This is a genomic window from Pseudophaeobacter sp. (assembly GCF_048267565.1).
Classification (GTDB): Bacteria; Pseudomonadota; Alphaproteobacteria; order Rhodobacterales; family Rhodobacteraceae; genus Pseudophaeobacter; species Pseudophaeobacter profundi.
In genome coordinates this window covers 63,513-79,321 of sequence record NZ_JBLWXG010000007.1, presented here as the reverse complement: position 1 = coordinate 79,321, position 15,809 = coordinate 63,513, and the positions used below count along the sequence as shown (strand labels likewise).

The following is a 15,809-nucleotide window of genomic DNA, read 5'->3' as shown; positions in this document are numbered from 1 at the left end:
CCAAATGCCTGAAAAACCTGCGACTATGGGGCGCCTGTCTCGCGGCGGAACAATCCCGCCAACGCGCCCTGGATCACCCGGCGGGTTGATGGGCGGTGCGGCGGGGAAAACGGCATCGGGCGGCAGACCTCCATGGCGGCAATCCCCACCCGCGCCGAGAGCGCACCGTTCACCACGCCTTCGCCAAACCGGCGCGACAGTTTTGACAGAACTGACCCGCCCAGCACCGACTCCAGCAGGTCATCCCCAGCGGCAACCGCCCCCGTCGCGGCCAGATGTGCCAGCACCGCCCGCGTCAGCCGCCAAGAACTGAACAGCCCTGAACGCCCGCCGTAGATCTGCGCCACCTGGCGGATCATCCGCACCGAGGCCAGCAGCGCCACAACCACATCCGCCAGCGCAAGCGGCACCAGCGCAGTCACCGTGGCCACCTGCCGCGCAGCGGCCTCGACCTCTTGCAGGGCACGGGCATCCAGGGGCAGCAGCAGCTCTTCTTCTGCAAGCATCAGCAAGGTATCTGCATCCAGCACTTCTGCGCGACGCTCAGCCAGGCGCGCCAGCTGCCAGGACATATCCGGTCGCCCGGCGTAAAACGCCTCCAGCCGGGCAAGATGCGCCTTGGCCGCGGCAAGGTCTGCACTTGCAACCGGGCTGTCGCGCCGCAGCCCATCCACCCGCTTTAGCCGGGCCAGGGCGGCAAATTCCCGCAGCGCCAGGATCAGGGCCAAGAACAATGCCAGTCCCAGGCCCGCGCTGACCACCCAGCCGACCAACGGCCAGCGGATCAATAATCCGGTGGCAAAATCCCAGGCCGAAACCGAGACCACACAGCCCAAGAGCGCCAGCACCACACCGAAGAACCAGCGGCTGATCCCTGACGGGCGCCGGGCTGCCAGCCCTGCCGCATGCCCGCCAGATCCAACCTGATCCGATGACATCAAATCAGGCACTGGCGGCGCGACTGACACATCAGGCATTTCAGACCCAGCCGCCCGGCTTTGCGCATCGCTCTCTGCGTCGGCTTCCAGATCAAACAAGACAGGTTTACGGCTCATGCGGCGGTCTCTTTCTGGCAGAAGTCATGCCATTCAAAGCGGATAAGGGGCAGGGCCTCTGCGGTATCAGAACCATCGCTGCGCCCGGCCTCGCGGAACCCCTGGCGCAGGTAGAATCTGCGGGCGGCTTCATTGGCGGCAATCACCCGCAGCCAGAGCATTGGCGCGGTGTCCTTGGCCGCGTCCATCAGCGCAGCCCCCAGCCCCTGCCCGCAGGCCCCCGCCGCCAGATACAAACTGCAAATCTCGGCCCCATCGCGCGCCACAAAGCCCTGAATCACGCCATTCTGCACGGCAACCGTGACCCAGCCCCGGTCAATCATCACACCGCAAAAGGCGATCATCTCGACCTCGGCATAGAGCTTGGGCAGCCAACGCGCCCGCTGCTGTGCCTGAAACAGGATCGCCCCCAGCCGCCCGGCATCGGTAGGCTGGGCGGCGCGCAATATCGGGGCCGTCGGGGCGGGGGGCGGTATAGTCATAGGTTATCCCCGATCAAAAACTCTGCCGCGCGGTCCAGCCGGATATGCGGCGGCCCATCCCCCGGTTTCAGGTTCAGCGGCGCCGGGGCAAACTGCATCGCCTGATACTCCCCCTCCAGCCAGCGCGCGGCCCCTTGTCGCGCCGGGGTCAGCAGCTGCGCCGGATCCTCTGGCAAGGCACCGGGATAAAAAGCGGCCTGGCGGCCACTGTCCAACAGGCGGCCGCGCACGCAGGGCAGCTCTGCCCCATCGTGCTGGCGCGTTTCCTCGGTGGTGGCGCGCAGGGCCGCAAGCGCCAGCGCGGCGGTCTCGGCCCCGGCGAACTGGGCCCGATCGCGCGCCTCGCGGGTCATGGCCTCGATGATAGCGGTCATCTGCGGATGTTGCAGGTGATGCAGGTGATCGGCCTTGGTTGCAGCAAAGAGGATCTTTTCCACTCGTTTGCCGCGCAACAGCGAAGTCAGGAAGCCATTGCGACCGGGGCGAAAGGCAGCCAGCACATCCCCCATGGCACCGCGCAGATCCTCAACCGCCTGCGGGCCGGAATGAATGGCGCTCAGCGTGTCAACCAGCACCACCTGACGATCAATCCGCGAGAAATGGTCGCGAAAAAAGGGTTTCACCACTTTGGCTTTATAGGCCTCGTAGCGGCGCTCCATCTCGTGCCACAGGCTGCGACGCGTCACCGCTTCCTCGGGGGGGATCGGCGCAAAGGTCAGGACCGGAGAACCGGCAAGATCACCCGGCAACAGAAACCGCCCGGGCGAGCAATCGTAAAACCCGGCAGCGCGTGCGGCCTGCAAATAGCCGGTAAAGACCGCCGCCAGGGCCTGCGCTTTGGGTTCATCATGCGGAGCTTTTGGCTCGACGGTGGTCAGCAATTGCAGGAATTCGGCCGCCACCGGCCGGGCGGGCAGCCGCGCCAACACTTCAGCCGACCATTGGGCATAGGTCTTGTCCAACAGGCCCAGATCCAGCAGCCATTCGCCGGGATAGTCGACAATATCCAGATGCAGGCGGCGCGATCCCTGTATCCCGGACAGCAGCCCCGCGGGCCGCAGGGTCAGGCTCAGTCGCAGTTCAGACACCGCGCGGGTGCTGTCGGGCCAGTGCGGCGCGGGTCCCGTCAATGCGGCCAGGTGATCCTCATAGGCAAAGCGCGGCACCGTATCGTCAGGCTGTGGCTGCAGATAGGCGCTCTCGATCCGCCCCTGTCGCGCTGCGGCCAGCTGCAGCATACGGCCCCGGTTCAACAGGTTGGCCACCAGAGAGGTAATAAAGACGGTCTTGCCTGCCCGCGCCAGCCCCGTCACCCCAAGGCGCAGACTAGGTTCAAAAAACCGCGAGGAGACAGCGCTGCCAAGGCTGCCCAGCCCGCGCGCCGCGCCATCCGTCACTATCGATACTACCACGCGCCGCACCTGCTGTTTTGGGTCACTGCCCAAGATAGTCAGACCCCGCCCCGGTTTCCAGAGCATCAGGCCACTTGCCTCGCCAGTGTTGCCGGGTTACGTGCTGCCCATGCCCCGTTATGCCCTCAAAGTCGAATATCATGGAAAGCCCTTTGCCGGATGGCAGCGGCAAAAGGATCAACCCTCGGTGCAGGGCGCGATAGAGGATGCCCTGGCGCGGCTGGAACCCGGCCCCCATACCATTGCCGCAGCCGGGCGCACCGATACCGGGGTGCATGGGCTGGGCCAGGTGGCCCATTGCGACATGGCCAAAGACTGGAGCCCCTTTCGCCTGTCAGAGGCCCTGAACCACCACCTGAAGCCCAATCCGGTGGCGATTGTCGCCTGTGCTGCTGTCGATGAAGACTGGCATGCCCGCTTTTCCGCACTTGAGCGGCAGTATCTGTTCCGCATCCTGATCCGCCGTGCGCCCGCAACCCATGACGCAGGTCAGGTCTGGCAGATCAACAATGATCTGGACGTCGAGGCCATGCAGGAGGCTGCCAATCACCTGCTGGGCAACCATGACTTCACCACTTTCCGGTCGTCGATCTGTCAGGCGCAAAGCCCGCAGAAAACCCTGGATGAGCTGCGTATCGAGCGGGTCGCGGGCCTGTCCGGTCCCGAGGTGCATTTCCACGTGCGCGCCCGGTCCTTTCTGCACAATCAGGTGCGCAGCTTTGTCGGCACACTGGAACGCGTCGGCGCGGGTGCCTGGGATCCGCTAGATGTAAAAACCGCGCTTGACGCCCGCGACCGCGCCGCCTGCGGGCCCGTCTGTCCCGGCCACGGCCTCTATCTGGCGCGGGTGGGATATCCGGTGGATGTGTTTGCCACGTAAGATAAAATCACGCCTGTCCTGTTAGGCCTTGGGCGGATGCAGAACGAGCGTCTGCAGGGCTGTCGCCACCGGGCCTTTTTCGTCCTGCAAGACTGATTGGGACATACCAATGCCGCTGCTGTGCCAATGCGAAATGGACTCTGAGGCATGCCAATCTCCCTCTGGCTCGCGGTGCACATTGAGGGTGAGATCGGTATTCATGAACCCCATCTCCTTGGGGGGCGCATTCCACGAGATGCCATTGCCACAATCCGCCAGCGCACAAAGCGACTGAATCGGCGATTGCTGCTCGCCCTCCAGCAGGTTTGGGGTGCGCATCCACAATGTCTTGGGGCCCGGATGCAGGTCAAACCCTGGCGGATAGGCCACATCCAGAAACTGGCCGAAATAGGGTTTGTCATGCAGGCCGACGCCAATGGAAAAGGGACCAGGCACAGCCTTGGCGCGGTCTAGCGGCACCACCGCTGCGGTTGGCACATCGCCCAGATCCTTGCGCACCAAATGCATAGAGGTGCCCTGCGCGCAAAGGGTGTTGTCAAGATCATGCACGGTGATCTGCGTCGTGGCCAATGTGCGGGTATGCCGGGTGGTTTCAGCCGCAACCCGCAGCCCTGACAGGGGCAGCGGGCGCAGAATATCCAGTGTCAGCCGGCAGAGCATTTTCTCTGCGCCGATTTCGATCTCGACGGCGCGGGCGGCCAGGCCGGTGACCGGCCCGGCATGGCAATGATCGGCGGACCAGGGCCCCCGCGCCGGGTCATTGCCCACAAAAACCCCATCAGAGTTTTGCGAGAAGAACGATGGCGCCATGAGAGCCTTGGAAGTCATGGATCAGACCTTTTCCTGCGTGTACTTCTTCAACTCAGCGCGGGCCACCTGACGGCGGTGCACCGCATCGGGACCATCGGCAAGACGCAGGGTGCGCACATGGGTCCAGGCAACGGCCAGAGGCGTGTCCTGGCTGACGCCCTGCCCGCCAAACATCTGCACGGCCTCGTCAATCACCTTCAGCGCCACGCGTGGTGCCACCACCTTAATCTGGCTGATCCAGGGCGCGGCAGCGCGGCCATCGCCCTGGTCCATGTACCAGGCCGCCTTGAGGCAGAGCAGACGCGCCATTTCGATTTCCATCCGGCATTCCGCAACAATGTCATAGTTCGCGCCCAAATGGGCCAGCTTCTTGCCAAAGGCTTCGCGGTTCAGCGACCGCTTGCACATCTGCTCCAGCGCGCTTTCCGCCTGACCGATGGCGCGCATGCAGTGGTGGATCCGTCCAGGCCCAAGCCGCCCCTGGGCAATTTCAAAGCCGCGGCCCTCGCCCAGCAGCAGATTTTCCGCAGGCACCCGCACATTGGTAAAGCGGATATGCATATGGCCGTGTGGTGCGTCGTCGTGACCGTATACCTCCATTGGCCGCAGTACTTCGATGCCAGGGCTATCCGCCCCCACAACGATCATGGATTGGCGCTGATGCTTGGGCTGTTCCTCGTCGGCGGTTTTCACCATGACGATATAGACCTTACAGCGCGGATCACCCGCCCCCGAAGCCCACCATTTTTCGCCGTTCAGCACATAGTCATCGCCGTCGCGCACGCAGGACATCGACACATTTGTCGCATCCGAAGAGGCCACATCCGGTTCGGTCATCAGATAGGCAGAGCGGATCTTACCCTCCAGCAGCGGCGCCAGCCATTCCGATTTCATCGCCTCTGTGCCGTAACGCTCAAACACTTCCATATTGCCGGTGTCCGGCGCGGCACAGTTGAAGACCTCGGCTCCCAGCGGCGTCTTCCCCATTTCCTCGGCGAAATAAGCATATTCCACCGTCGACAGGCCAAAGCCCTTATCGCTATCGGTAAGCCAGAAGTTCCACAGCCCCTGCGCCTTGGCCTTTGCCTTCAATCCCTCCAGGATTTCGGTCTGGCGAGCGGTATACTGCCAGCGGTCTCCGGTGGCGACTTCGGCCTGGTATTCGGCCTCCAGTGGCATGATCTCGTCGCGCACCATGGTGGCGACCCGCTCCAACAGCTTGCGGTTCTCTGCCCGCATGCCAAAATTCATATCCATCCCAGAATCTCCTCCACTGCCGCTTTCGCTTTAGCAAAAACCATGGCTTAGTCTGGCAAGATCTGTCCAGCGCAGTGACGGAACGTTATTGGCTGACAAAGGAAAAACAACGGAAAGGAACGGGCATGGCGCTCTTGGTGAACATTGGGCACGACGGCTGGTACAAGGACGACGAACTGGCACAGGAACTGCGCGCACGAATGCCAGAAGCCGATATTCGCACCCTGGACGCCCCCGGAGATCTGGCCGATATCACCATGCTGGCGGTTTCAGCGCTGGCGGCAGACCTACCGGCCAAACTGCCAAACCTGGCCTTGGTGCAGAAACTGGGCGCCGGGGTGGAAACCATCGTCGCCCACCCCGCCATCGCCCCCGAGGTGCAGGTGGCACGGCTGAAACCACTGGAACCGGCCCGCGAGATTGCCCAGTATTGCCTGGCCTATGTGCTGCATGCACAACGCAATATTGCAGCCCACGCCGAGAGCCAGGCCCGCGCCGCCTGGGAACCGCTGGCGCCAAAACAAAATCACAAAACCCGCGTCGGGGTGCTGGGGCTGGGCCATATCGGCAATCAGACGGCGCTGCTGATGCGCGATCTCGGCTTTGACGTGCACGGCTGGAGCCGCTCTGCCAAGGAGATCCCCGGCGTGACCTGCCACCATGGCCGCGCCACGCTGATACCGATGTTGGGGCACTGTGATTATGTTTGCGCCATCCTGCCCTCAACCGCACAGACCCGCGCGTTGATCAATGCCGAAAGCCTGGCGGCGATGAAACCCGGTGCCACCCTGATCAATGCCGGGCGCGGCGATCTGGTGGATGAGGCCGCACTGATTGCGGCGCTGGATCGCGGCACACCGGGCCGCGCGGTGCTGGATGTACTGTGCCGCGAACCTCTCCCCGCATCAGACCCCCTGTGGCAGCACCCAAAGATCACCATCACACCGCATGTCTCTGGCTGGCATCTGGGCGATGCCCTGGGGGATGTGACCGAAAATTTCCGCCGATTGGGCGCAGAAGAGCCGCTGCTGCATCTGGTTGACCGGCAGCGCGGCTACTGATGCCAATTCCCCGTTGCACACTGGGTGCAACGGGGAAGCATCTTCAGCCGATAAAGGCCTTGTAGGCGCGTTCGTCCATATAGTCTTCCATCGGAGAGAGGTCTTCGACCTTCAGCTTGAAAAACCATGCATCGCCCTGCGGGTCATCGTTTACCTTGCCGGGGGTTTCGGTCAGGGCTTCATTCACCTCGACCACTTCACCATCCAACGGCGACAGAATATCCGAAGCCGCCTTGACCGATTCAATCACCACGATCTCGTCGTCCTTGGCAAATTCATCGCCAACCTCTGGCAGTTCGATAAAGACCACATCGCCGAGCTGCTCGGCGGCATGGGCGGTGATGCCAACAGTCACCACATCGCCATCCACATCCAGCCATTCGTGTTCTTCGGTAAATTTCATCACTGTCATCCTGTCTTTTGCCTATCCAGATCGCTTACCTATCTAGGTCTGGCCATCCAGATCGGGGGGTGGTTCCGATCCAATCTTGGTCTGATCGGGATCGAAGGCACATGCCGCCTGGGCCTGCCATAGACAGGGGCACAAAGTACCAGCGCCCAGAGGTGCGTTCAAGACGCAAAAGCACGCCGAAGCCCGTGCAAACACGGCCTATAGCAGGTTGAAATACTCTGCCTGTTCCCATTCGCTGACAGTATTGAGATAGCGATCCCATTCAAACCGTTTCAGCTGCGACAAATAGCTGACGAAATCCAGCCCCAGGGTGGTGGCAAACAGATCCGAGCCCTCAAAAGCCCCCAGCGCCTGCCCCAAAGAACGCGGCAGCCGCGCCGCCGCCCCTTCATAGGGAGAGGTGGTTGCAGGCGGCGCCTGCAGTCCTGCGGCCATCCCGGCAGAGCCGGCCAGGATCTGGGCGGCAATGGCATAATAGGGATTGGCGGAACTGTCCGGCGCGCGGTTTTCAATGCGCGAGGCCGCATCGCCCGGCTGCATCAAGGCGCGCAGCATGGCCCCACGGTTGTCCTGCCCCCACTGGATCCGATCCGGTGCCAGCTGAAACGGCAGATAGCGTTTATAGCTGTTCACCGTCGGCGCAATCATCACCGAACAGGCCTCTGCATGGGTCAAAAGCCCTGCAATCCAGCCCGAGGCCGCGACACTGAGACTGCCGTCAGCATTGGGTTCAAACAGGTTGCGCCCACTTGCACGATCCACCAGGGATTGATGCAGGTGCCAGCCATTTGCCATGGCATTCTCCAACCGCGGCTTGGCCATGAAACTGGCGTGGAACCCGGCGCGGGAGCAGACCTCTTTGACCATGGTGCGAAACATCACCATGGCGTCAGCCTGCTGCACGGCGGGCAGCGGCGCAAAGGTGAATTCAAACTGGCTCGGCCCCATCTCGATCTCGACCGAGCGCACCAACAGGCCCAGCGCCTGGGCATTGCGGCGGATCTGGTCCAGCATCGCCTCGCAATCGCCATAGCGGGTTTCTGTCAGATACTGATAGCCCTGGGTCAGGTTGCGGGTGGCAATAGGCGCGCCGGGCATGGTGCTTTGCCCGTGGTCCAGCCCGCTGTCCTGGCGCTCAAAGACCTGGAATTCGACCTCCAGCCCAAAGATCGCCTCCATTCCCTCGGCCTGCAAATCGGCCTCGGCCCGGCGCAGCACCTCAAGCGAGGAAAAACCAATCGGCGTGCCGTCGGACTGCGTTGTCTCACACAGAATCCAGGCAGAATGCGGCGACCAAGGCAGGATGCGAAATGTCTCGGGGCGGGGCACCAACAGGATGTCGCCCGCGCCACGCATCGGTTCAAATCCCTGGTCGTCGGCCTCGCCCCCCGCGCCCCAGACCGCAAAGGCCGTGCGATGCGAGGTATCTTTCAACAGCAGCGTCGAGGGCATGTTGAGCCCAGAGCGAAACAGCCCCTCAAAGGCGTCAGCCACCAGGGTCTTGCCCCGCAGGATACCGTGCTGATCCACCATCAGCACCCGCAGCGTCTCTAGGCCGGCAGCACGCGCCTCGGCCAGAACCTCGCTGGCCTGCGCCAACGCCTCTGAGCTGAGCAGCCCCGCACGCGCCAAGCGCCCTGTTGCCAGATCTTCAGCCATTGCACTTTCCGCCTTATATTGCGGCGACAGCCCACTGGCTGCCTCCGGGATCCGTCTTTCGTGATGCACTGGCAGGTCGCCTAGACCTTGGCATTCCAGGGGCAGGCACCGCGACGCTGAAGGTCAGCCTCCTGCGCCGCGCGCTCCCAATCACCATCCTGCGCAATCGAGTCGTTGGAAACTGGCCCAAAAACCGTACCAAGGTCCAGCCCGCCGTGCATTGGCAGATCAGCGTCGCGACCTTCTTTCACCGCCGCAATGGCGGCGCGCAACTGGCGACGGTAGCGGATGATGGCAACATCGGTCTTACCCAGGTGTTCCTGCGTCCGGTCCTGGATGGGCCCCATGCTTTCTACTGCCCATTGGTCATGCACGTTGATATCCAGCCCCATGCCGGTATAGGTCTCGGTTGCCTGTTCTTTGGGATCGAAACCATAGTTGTTATGCCGCCCTTTCAGCGGTGCATAATCCGGCAGGCGGTGCTCCTTCAGGCGCTGTTCGCGCATCAGCTCTTTATTCACCGGCTGATCAAAACTGGTGAACATGGAATACCAATAGCAGGTTTCATCATCGATCGGCACATGCCACTGGGTGATGGTCATCTCGCGCGACATGGGGATGCAGATCGCTTCGGGAAAGATCTGATTGGTGATACGCACATGGGTGCGTCCATCGCCCAGATCACGCAGCGCGGTCACCTTCAGCCCATGATCGGCCTCTTCCGCGATGATTTCGGGCCGGGGGAAATCGCGCAGCAATTTGGTCATCGGTATTTCAGTATTTCCGGCGGTGTCGCGAAACTGCTTGCCATAGGCCTCCGCCGGGTCTTCGTCCTGCAGGAACCGGTGCAGGAACGAAGCATGCGCCGGGTCGATGCCAACCTCCATTGCCTGCAGCCAGTTGCATTCCCAAAGGCCCTTGAAGGCAAAGACATGGCTGCTAGGGGCACGAAAGCAGTCCAGAGCCGGGAAGTCCGGCGGTGTGCCGGGCCCCATATAGGCCCAGATGATCCCATTGCGTTCGACCACCGGATAGGCCGTGTTCTGGATCTTTTCATGCATCCGGCTGCCTTCCGGCTCTCCGGGTTGTTCCACGCATTGACCCGCGCGATTGAAATGCCAACCATGAAAAGGACAGCGCAGCCCGTTGTCTTCGAGGCGACCAAAACACATGTCAGCACCACGATGCGGGCAGTGCCGCCCGATCAGGCCCAACTGCCCTTCGCTATCGCGAAACAGGACCAGATCTTCGCCCAACAGCCGTACCGGCACCACCGGGCGCGGGCCGTCCAGCTCATCCAGCAGCGCCGCAGGCTGCCAGTATCGCCGCAGTACCTCGCCCGCATCACTGCCTTTGCCAACCCGGGTGAGGCTGTCGTTCATTTCCTGGCTAATCATGGCTGGCTTTCCTTCTTGCGATGGACCTATAGGGATCTGCCTAGTAAAACAGACTTGACTTAGTTCGTTATACGTACTTATGATGTTAAATACGATCAACTTTTGCGATGTGTACCGGCCATTGTCAAGGCCAAGCCTCCCCTGCCCTTCAGACAATACAAGCGACCGGACCATGACCAAACCAGAACAAGACCGCAATATTTCCTCGAGCTTTGCCAAAGGCCTGGCTGTTCTGGCCGTGTTTGATGCCGCCACCCCCAGCATGACGCTGGCGGAAATCGCACGCCGCACGAGGCAGGATCGTGCCACGGCGCGGCGCGGCGCGCTAACCCTGGTGCAGGCCGGCTATCTGCGCCAGCAAGGCCGCATGCTGTCGCTGACCCCACGAGTATTGGCACTGGCAGGCGGCTTTCTGCAGGCCAACCAGTTTGGCCGCCGGGTGCAGCCCATCCTCAACCAGCACGCACGCAAGATCGACGCCGAGGTCAGCTTGGCCACGCTTGACCAAGGTCGTGTCCTGCTGCTGGCCCAATCCACCACCGAACATGGCCCCATCACCTATGGGTTCACCGCTGGCGCACATATTCCGCTGGTTCATACCAGCCTGGGCCGGATGTTGATGGCCTGCCTCGCGCAGGAAGAGGCCGCTGCCCTGCTAGAAAGCGCCGACATCCCGCAGCACACTGAACAATCACGGCGCGACGCAGCAGAGATCTTGCCGCAGATCACCAAGGCACGCAGCCAGGGCTATTGCCTCACCGATAGCGAATTTGAACCCGGCATCATCGGCTATGCTGTCCCGGTATCGCGCCCCGGCCAAACCCCTGTGGTGGTTGGCAGCTCTGCACCGCGCGGCAGCGATACCGGCAAAAACACCGAAGCCCTGCTACAGGCCCTGCAAATCTGTGCTGCGGATCTGCGCCAGACTAATGTGGTCGAAGATCTGTAACCAGATCAGTGCGTTTTGACGCCTGCTGCTTGCCACCACCCGGCAAGCAGACTGGCTGGTTTCCCGCCCCCCCCACATTGGGACCTGTTTTCAAAAAATCACGAAGAAAGCTATCCTTCTTGTGCCGCTAGGAGCCGGGTCAAAGCCAGAGCATAGTCGCGAAGACAAGCCCCCAATGTGCCACACCCGCACCAGGGACGACGCGACAGGCACGCGGCATAGCGCGCCGGATTGAACGAGGACCAGGATGACCCAAAGCAGCTATTTCACCCCCAAAGGCGGCCACCCCGGCCAGGAGCAATTGCTGACAGGACGCGCGGTTTTCACCGATGCCTATGCAGTGCTGCCCCAGGGTACGATGCGCGATATTACCACCTCCTACCTGCCCAGCTGGGAAGGAATGCGCATGTGGGTGATCGCTCGACCGCTGACAGGCTTTGCTGAGACTTTTTCGCAGTATATCGTCGAACTGCAGCCCGGTGGCGGCTCTGACACGCCGGAAAGCGATAGCGCGGCCCAGGGCAGTCTCTTTGTCACCGATGGCGCGCTAGAGATCACCATCGACGGCACCCACCACACACTAACCAGCGGCAGCTTTGCCTATCTGCCTGCCGGCAGCAGCTGGAGCCTGCACAACACCGGCGATGCGGCCGCCAGCTTTCACTGGATCCGCAAACGCTGGCAAGCAGCACCCGGCCTGTCCAAACCGCAGGCCTTTGTCTGCAAGGAACAGGACATCGCTCCCAGTGTGATGCCTGACACCGAAGGCCGCTGGGCCACCACCCGCTTCATGGATCCCGAAGACATGTCGCACGATATGCATGTCACGATCGTCACCTTCCAACCCGGCGGCGTCATTCCCTTTGAGGAAACCCATGTGATGGAACACGGTCTCTATGTGCTTGAGGGCAAGGCAGTTTACCGGTTGAATCAAGATTGGGTCGAGGTCGAAGCCGGCGACTTCATGTGGCTGCGCGCCTTTTGCCCCCAGGCCTGCTACGCCGCCGGGCCGGGTCCGTTCCGCTACCTGCTGTACAAGGACGTCAACAGACATATGCCTCTCGGCCTGTAGCCCCGGCACCGTCGCAAACTGGCACCCGCCAAAAAACCTGCATCCCTGTCGCTTTCTTTGCCGCACTTGGCAGGGATGCCCATTGCAAAGCCAGATCGTCACGCTAGGCTGTGGTCAATGTTTTTCACCCAGTGGGAGCCTTGGAGCATGAGACAGAGCATACAGCCATGCGGCCTAATCCGGAATCTGGAGACAGGTAAGCCTGTAGCCCGCCTGGGCAAAGCCCTACGCCTGGGCCTTGTCCTGGCCCTTGCAGCAAGCCTGCCCCCCCTGGCCGCCAGCGCCAAGGACACGGCAGAAACCAAATCGGTTTCTGTCTTGGGACGTACCTGGCATGTCAGCCCGGCAGAGGAGGCTCCCGGCTTTTACAGGGCCACCAGGCTCAATACAGAACTGCTGCCCAAACGCCCGCCAGCTGTGCTCAGCGTGCGCCAGGCCATTCGCGCCTTTCATAGCGCCACCGGATGCAGCGCCAATCGCGACACGCTATACCGCGATATTTCCGGCAGCTATTTCGCCACTCTGATCTGCCCGCAGGACTAGCGCGCCTGCGCCGCACTGCCAGCCCTATCCAATCTGCCCCTGAAGACCTCTGCCCTTTCCTTTTGCCGGACATGCAGAGCCCCGGAGACCTGCTCTCATGAAAATTGCCATCAACGGATTTGGCCGCATTGGCCGCGCCATCCTACGCCAGATCCTCACCACATCGCGCGGCGATGGGATAGAGGTGACATGCATCAACGACATTGCGCCGCTGGAGATGTGCGCCTATCTGTTTCAATATGACAGCACCTTTGGCCCCTTTTCGCACCCGGTTGAACACGGTGACGGACAGCTGCGGGTGTTGGGCCGCTCGATCCCGCTGCATCACAAGGCAGACCTGACAGGGGTTGATCTTTCGGGTGTTGATGTGGTGCTGGACTGTACCGGCATCGCCCGCAGCTCTGATGTTGCCCAACGCGGCCTGGCCGCAGGTGCGGCCAAGGTACTGATATCAGGCCCGTCGCCGGCTGCGGAACAGACACTCGTCTATGGTGTCAACCACGACCAGCTTGGCACCGCGCGCATCGTCTCCAATGCCTCCTGCACCACCAATGGGCTGGCACCACTGGTCAAGCTGGTGGATGAAATCGGCGGCATCGACAGCGCCCATATGACCACCATTCACTGCTATACCAACTCGCAGCCCATGGTGGATGCCCCACGCGGCGATTTTGCCCGCTCGCGCGCCGGGGCGCTGTCGATGGTGCCGACCACCAGCTCGGCCACCCATCTGATCGACGAGGTGCTGCCGCACCTGAGAGGCCGGATCAGCGGTGCCGCCGTGCGGGTGCCAACCGCCAGTGTCTCGGCTGTCGATTTGGTGGCGCGACTGCAAAAGCCAATGCAGATGGCCGACTTCACCGCCGCGCTCAAATCCGGGGCCGCCGCAACCGAGGTCCTGGGCTGGACCGAAATGCCGCTGGTCTCTTCGGATCTGCGCGCCCGACCAGAATCCCTGGTACTGGCCGCCCCTGAACTACGCCAGGTTGGCGAGCAGCAAATACGGGTCTTTGGCTGGTATGACAACGAATGGGGCTTTTCCGCGCGCATGCTTGATGTCGCCCGCCTGATGGCCCGCCCCTGACCCCAGTTCAATCCGGCGCCCCCGCTTCGGTAGCCACCTTCCGTCTTGCCACAGCCCGGGTCAAGGGCAGCCTAGGCTGGCGCGCGCCAGCGCGCTTCACCCTTGAGGCGGGATGGGGTCCGTTATCCTCGCCAAGGCCCTCACTGGGCAGGGCTGCCCATTGAGGGCTTCTCAGCAAAAGAAAAGCGCCGCGCGATAGCGCGGCGCTGGGCCCAACGGATCTGGGCCAATCTTTGATTGTCCCAGATTGGGCGGGAGTGCCCCGTTCAATCTGGCACCAGGGGATTACTCTCCGGGCAGGCTACCGTCGCCATGACCGGCCATCCCACCTGAAACCTCTTCGGTGGCCTCATCCGCCAACTCGGCGGGCAGGATCAAATTCAGGACAATGGCAATCAGTGCGGCCGGCAGCAAGCCACTGGTCATCAGCACCTTCAGCGTACCAGGCAGATATTGCACCGCGCCCGGCTCTAGCTGCAGCCCCAGACCAACCGAAAGAGCGATGGCAAAGATCACCATATTGCGCCGGTTCCAATCCACATCCGACAGCATCGAAATGCCCGCTGCAACAACCATGCCAAACATCACAATGACACCGCCGCCAAGCACCTCAATCGGGATGGTGCGGATGATCGCGCCAACCTTTGGCACCAGACCGCAGAGGATCAGGAACAGGGCGCCAATGGTCACCACATGGCGGCTCATCACCCCGGTCATGGCAATCAGCCCGACGTTCTGGCTGAACGAGGTATTGGGCAAGCCGCCAAAGATCCCGGCCACCGCCGAGCCAAGGCCATCGGCATAGGTCGCACCAGCGATTTCCTTGTCTGTCGCCTCGCGCCCGGCGCCGCCACGGGTGATGCCGCTGACATCGCCAACCGTTTCAACCGCCGACACAAAGGCCATAAGGCAAAAGCCCAGGATCGCTGCAAAAGAGAACTCGAAACCATATTTGAACGGCACCGGCAGCGCAAAACCAGCGGCACGCGACCAACTGTTCCCGATCGCGTCAAACGTGATCATGCCCATCAGCAGCGCATAGATATAGCCCACGATCAGCCCCAGCAGAACGGCCGAAACCGACAGCATGCCACGCGCAAAGAACTTCAGCGCAAGGGTGGCAAAGATCACCACCAAGGCTGCCGACCAATTCAACAAAGAGCCATATTCAGGCGTGCCAATCGCAGGCACCCCGCCGGCCGCATATTGAATGCCAACCTTGACCAGCGCCAGACCGATCATGGTCACCACCAGCCCTGTCACCAGCGGTGGCAGCGCAAAGCGGATCTTGCCGATCACCAGCCCCAGCATCCCATGAAAGATACCGCCAATCAGCACCCCGCCAAATAGCGCCGCCAGACCGTCAACACCCTTGCCCGCCACCAGCGGTATCATGATCGGCAAAAAGGCAAAGGACGTCCCCTGCACAATCGGCAGCGCCGCGCCCACAGGCCCCAGCGTCACAGTCTGCAACAGGGTCGCCACACCGGCAAAAAGCATCGACATCTGGATCAGATACAACAGTTCCGGAAAATCCGGCGAGTTGGAGCCAAAGCCAAAGCCCGCCGCCCCCGCGACAATGATCGCGGGCGTCACGTTCGACACAAACATCGCCAGCACATGCTGGATGCCCAGCGGCACCGCCCGCGCCAGGGGCGGCGTGAAATTCGGATCCCGCAGCTGTGCCGGGCTCCCTATTGATCCATCAGCCATTCTATTTTTCCTCGTTCTGTTGG

The 15,809-nt window shown here is 62.0% G+C and carries 15 protein-coding genes; 6 read left to right on the top strand and 9 right to left on the bottom strand.

Translation table 11 applies throughout. The annotated features are described in order from the left end of the window. Positions 1–23: 23 nt before the first annotated feature. The 3 genes from ACN0VH_RS15205 to ACN0VH_RS15195 are packed head-to-tail and all read right to left on the bottom strand — an operon-like array spanning position 24 to position 2,934. On the bottom strand, positions 24–1,055 hold the full coding sequence (locus ACN0VH_RS15205; protein WP_417701069.1) for a YcjF family protein: 1,032 nt from the start codon (positions 1,053–1,055) through the stop codon (positions 24–26). Then, on the bottom strand, positions 1,052–1,537 hold the full coding sequence (locus tag ACN0VH_RS15200; protein ID WP_417701068.1) for a GNAT family N-acetyltransferase: 486 nt from the start codon (positions 1,535–1,537) through the stop codon (positions 1,052–1,054). Before ACN0VH_RS15200 ends, ACN0VH_RS15205 begins: the two co-directional genes overlap by 4 nt. Further along, complete coding sequence (locus tag ACN0VH_RS15195) at positions 1,534–2,934, bottom strand: YcjX family GTP-binding protein (protein WP_417701170.1); 1,401 nt, start codon at positions 2,932–2,934, stop codon at positions 1,534–1,536. Before ACN0VH_RS15195 ends, ACN0VH_RS15200 begins: the two co-directional genes overlap by 4 nt. A gap of 124 nt (positions 2,935–3,058) precedes the next feature. Between ACN0VH_RS15195 and truA the strand changes: the two genes are divergently transcribed. After that, positions 3,059–3,829 (top strand): tRNA pseudouridine(38-40) synthase TruA, encoded by a 771-nt coding sequence (gene truA, locus ACN0VH_RS15190; protein ID WP_278921384.1) that lies wholly within the window; start codon positions 3,059–3,061, stop codon positions 3,827–3,829. Between the two features lie 21 nt (positions 3,830–3,850). Here truA and ACN0VH_RS15185 read toward each other — a convergent pair whose 3' ends face one another. Together ACN0VH_RS15185 and ACN0VH_RS15180 are read right to left on the bottom strand one after the other, a co-directional pair. Beyond that, on the bottom strand, positions 3,851–4,657 hold the full coding sequence (locus ACN0VH_RS15185; RefSeq protein WP_417701067.1) for a thioesterase family protein: 807 nt from the start codon (positions 4,655–4,657) through the stop codon (positions 3,851–3,853). Between the two features lie 3 nt (positions 4,658–4,660). Beyond that, positions 4,661–5,896 carry an acyl-CoA dehydrogenase family protein gene (locus ACN0VH_RS15180; RefSeq protein WP_417701066.1) on the bottom strand — a complete coding sequence of 412 codons (1,236 nt, stop codon included), beginning with the start codon at positions 5,894–5,896 and terminating at the stop codon, positions 4,661–4,663. A 125-nt stretch (positions 5,897–6,021) separates the two neighbouring features. Between ACN0VH_RS15180 and ACN0VH_RS15175 the strand changes: the two genes are divergently transcribed. Beyond that, the gene (locus tag ACN0VH_RS15175; RefSeq protein ID WP_417701065.1) at positions 6,022–6,957 is read left to right on the top strand and encodes a 2-hydroxyacid dehydrogenase; all 936 of its coding nucleotides are present in this window, start codon (positions 6,022–6,024) and stop codon (positions 6,955–6,957) included. Between the two features lie 43 nt (positions 6,958–7,000). Here ACN0VH_RS15175 and gcvH read toward each other — a convergent pair whose 3' ends face one another. From gcvH to ACN0VH_RS15160, 3 genes are all read right to left on the bottom strand, one after another. Continuing rightward, positions 7,001–7,360 carry a glycine cleavage system protein GcvH gene (gcvH, locus tag ACN0VH_RS15170; RefSeq protein ID WP_278921388.1) on the bottom strand — a complete coding sequence of 120 codons (360 nt, stop codon included), beginning with the start codon at positions 7,358–7,360 and terminating at the stop codon, positions 7,001–7,003. Between the two features lie 207 nt (positions 7,361–7,567). Next, positions 7,568–9,028, bottom strand: a complete 1,461-nt coding sequence (locus ACN0VH_RS15165; RefSeq protein ID WP_417701064.1) for a glutamine synthetase family protein — start codon at positions 9,026–9,028, stop codon at positions 7,568–7,570. A gap of 80 nt (positions 9,029–9,108) precedes the next feature. Continuing rightward, entirely contained in the window at positions 9,109–10,425 is a 1,317-nt protein-coding gene (locus ACN0VH_RS15160; RefSeq protein WP_417701063.1) for a Rieske 2Fe-2S domain-containing protein, read from the bottom strand. A gap of 172 nt (positions 10,426–10,597) precedes the next feature. Here ACN0VH_RS15160 and ACN0VH_RS15155 point away from each other — a divergent pair, with 172 nt between their 5' ends. From ACN0VH_RS15155 to ACN0VH_RS15140, 4 genes are all read left to right on the top strand, one after another. Next, positions 10,598–11,374, top strand: a complete 777-nt coding sequence (locus ACN0VH_RS15155) for an IclR family transcriptional regulator (protein WP_278921391.1) — start codon at positions 10,598–10,600, stop codon at positions 11,372–11,374. Positions 11,375–11,621: 247 nt separating this feature from the next. Continuing rightward, positions 11,622–12,446 carry a bifunctional allantoicase/(S)-ureidoglycine aminohydrolase gene (locus tag ACN0VH_RS15150; RefSeq protein WP_278921392.1) on the top strand — a complete coding sequence of 275 codons (825 nt, stop codon included), beginning with the start codon at positions 11,622–11,624 and terminating at the stop codon, positions 12,444–12,446. Between the two features lie 147 nt (positions 12,447–12,593). Next, complete coding sequence (locus ACN0VH_RS15145; protein ID WP_417701062.1) at positions 12,594–12,989, top strand: hypothetical protein; 396 nt, start codon at positions 12,594–12,596, stop codon at positions 12,987–12,989. Between the two features lie 97 nt (positions 12,990–13,086). Continuing rightward, the gene (locus tag ACN0VH_RS15140; protein ID WP_278921394.1) at positions 13,087–14,073 is read left to right on the top strand and encodes a type I glyceraldehyde-3-phosphate dehydrogenase; all 987 of its coding nucleotides are present in this window, start codon (positions 13,087–13,089) and stop codon (positions 14,071–14,073) included. Positions 14,074–14,358: 285 nt separating this feature from the next. On the opposite strand, the gene ACN0VH_RS15135 is transcribed toward ACN0VH_RS15140, so the two are convergent. Further along, complete coding sequence (locus tag ACN0VH_RS15135) at positions 14,359–15,786, bottom strand: uracil-xanthine permease family protein (RefSeq protein ID WP_278921395.1); 1,428 nt, start codon at positions 15,784–15,786, stop codon at positions 14,359–14,361. Positions 15,787–15,809: the final 23 nt, after the last annotated feature.

Bases quoted from the DNA above. Each gene is read 5' to 3' on its own strand.
- ACN0VH_RS15175 (WP_417701065.1), top strand. From the start codon at position 6,022: ATGGCGCTCTTGGTGAACATTGGGCACGACGGCTGGTACAAGGACGAC.
- ACN0VH_RS15185 (WP_417701067.1), bottom strand. From the start codon at position 4,657: ATGACTTCCAAGGCTCTCATGGCGCCATCGTTCTTCTCGCAAAACTCT.
- ACN0VH_RS15160 (WP_417701063.1), bottom strand. From the start codon at position 10,425: ATGATTAGCCAGGAAATGAACGACAGCCTCACCCGGGTTGGCAAAGGC.
- ACN0VH_RS15200 (WP_417701068.1), bottom strand. From the start codon at position 1,537: ATGACTATACCGCCCCCCGCCCCGACGGCCCCGATATTGCGCGCCGCC.
- ACN0VH_RS15205 (WP_417701069.1), bottom strand. From the start codon at position 1,055: ATGAGCCGTAAACCTGTCTTGTTTGATCTGGAAGCCGACGCAGAGAGC.
- truA (WP_278921384.1), top strand. From the start codon at position 3,059: ATGCCCCGTTATGCCCTCAAAGTCGAATATCATGGAAAGCCCTTTGCC.
- ACN0VH_RS15180 (WP_417701066.1), bottom strand. From the start codon at position 5,896: ATGGATATGAATTTTGGCATGCGGGCAGAGAACCGCAAGCTGTTGGAG.
- ACN0VH_RS15145 (WP_417701062.1), top strand. From the start codon at position 12,594: ATGAGACAGAGCATACAGCCATGCGGCCTAATCCGGAATCTGGAGACA.
- gcvH (WP_278921388.1), bottom strand. From the start codon at position 7,360: ATGAAATTTACCGAAGAACACGAATGGCTGGATGTGGATGGCGATGTG.
- ACN0VH_RS15165 (WP_417701064.1), bottom strand. From the start codon at position 9,028: ATGGCTGAAGATCTGGCAACAGGGCGCTTGGCGCGTGCGGGGCTGCTC.
- ACN0VH_RS15155 (WP_278921391.1), top strand. From the start codon at position 10,598: ATGACCAAACCAGAACAAGACCGCAATATTTCCTCGAGCTTTGCCAAA.
- ACN0VH_RS15150 (WP_278921392.1), top strand. From the start codon at position 11,622: ATGACCCAAAGCAGCTATTTCACCCCCAAAGGCGGCCACCCCGGCCAG.
- ACN0VH_RS15140 (WP_278921394.1), top strand. From the start codon at position 13,087: ATGAAAATTGCCATCAACGGATTTGGCCGCATTGGCCGCGCCATCCTA.
- ACN0VH_RS15135 (WP_278921395.1), bottom strand. From the start codon at position 15,786: ATGGCTGATGGATCAATAGGGAGCCCGGCACAGCTGCGGGATCCGAAT.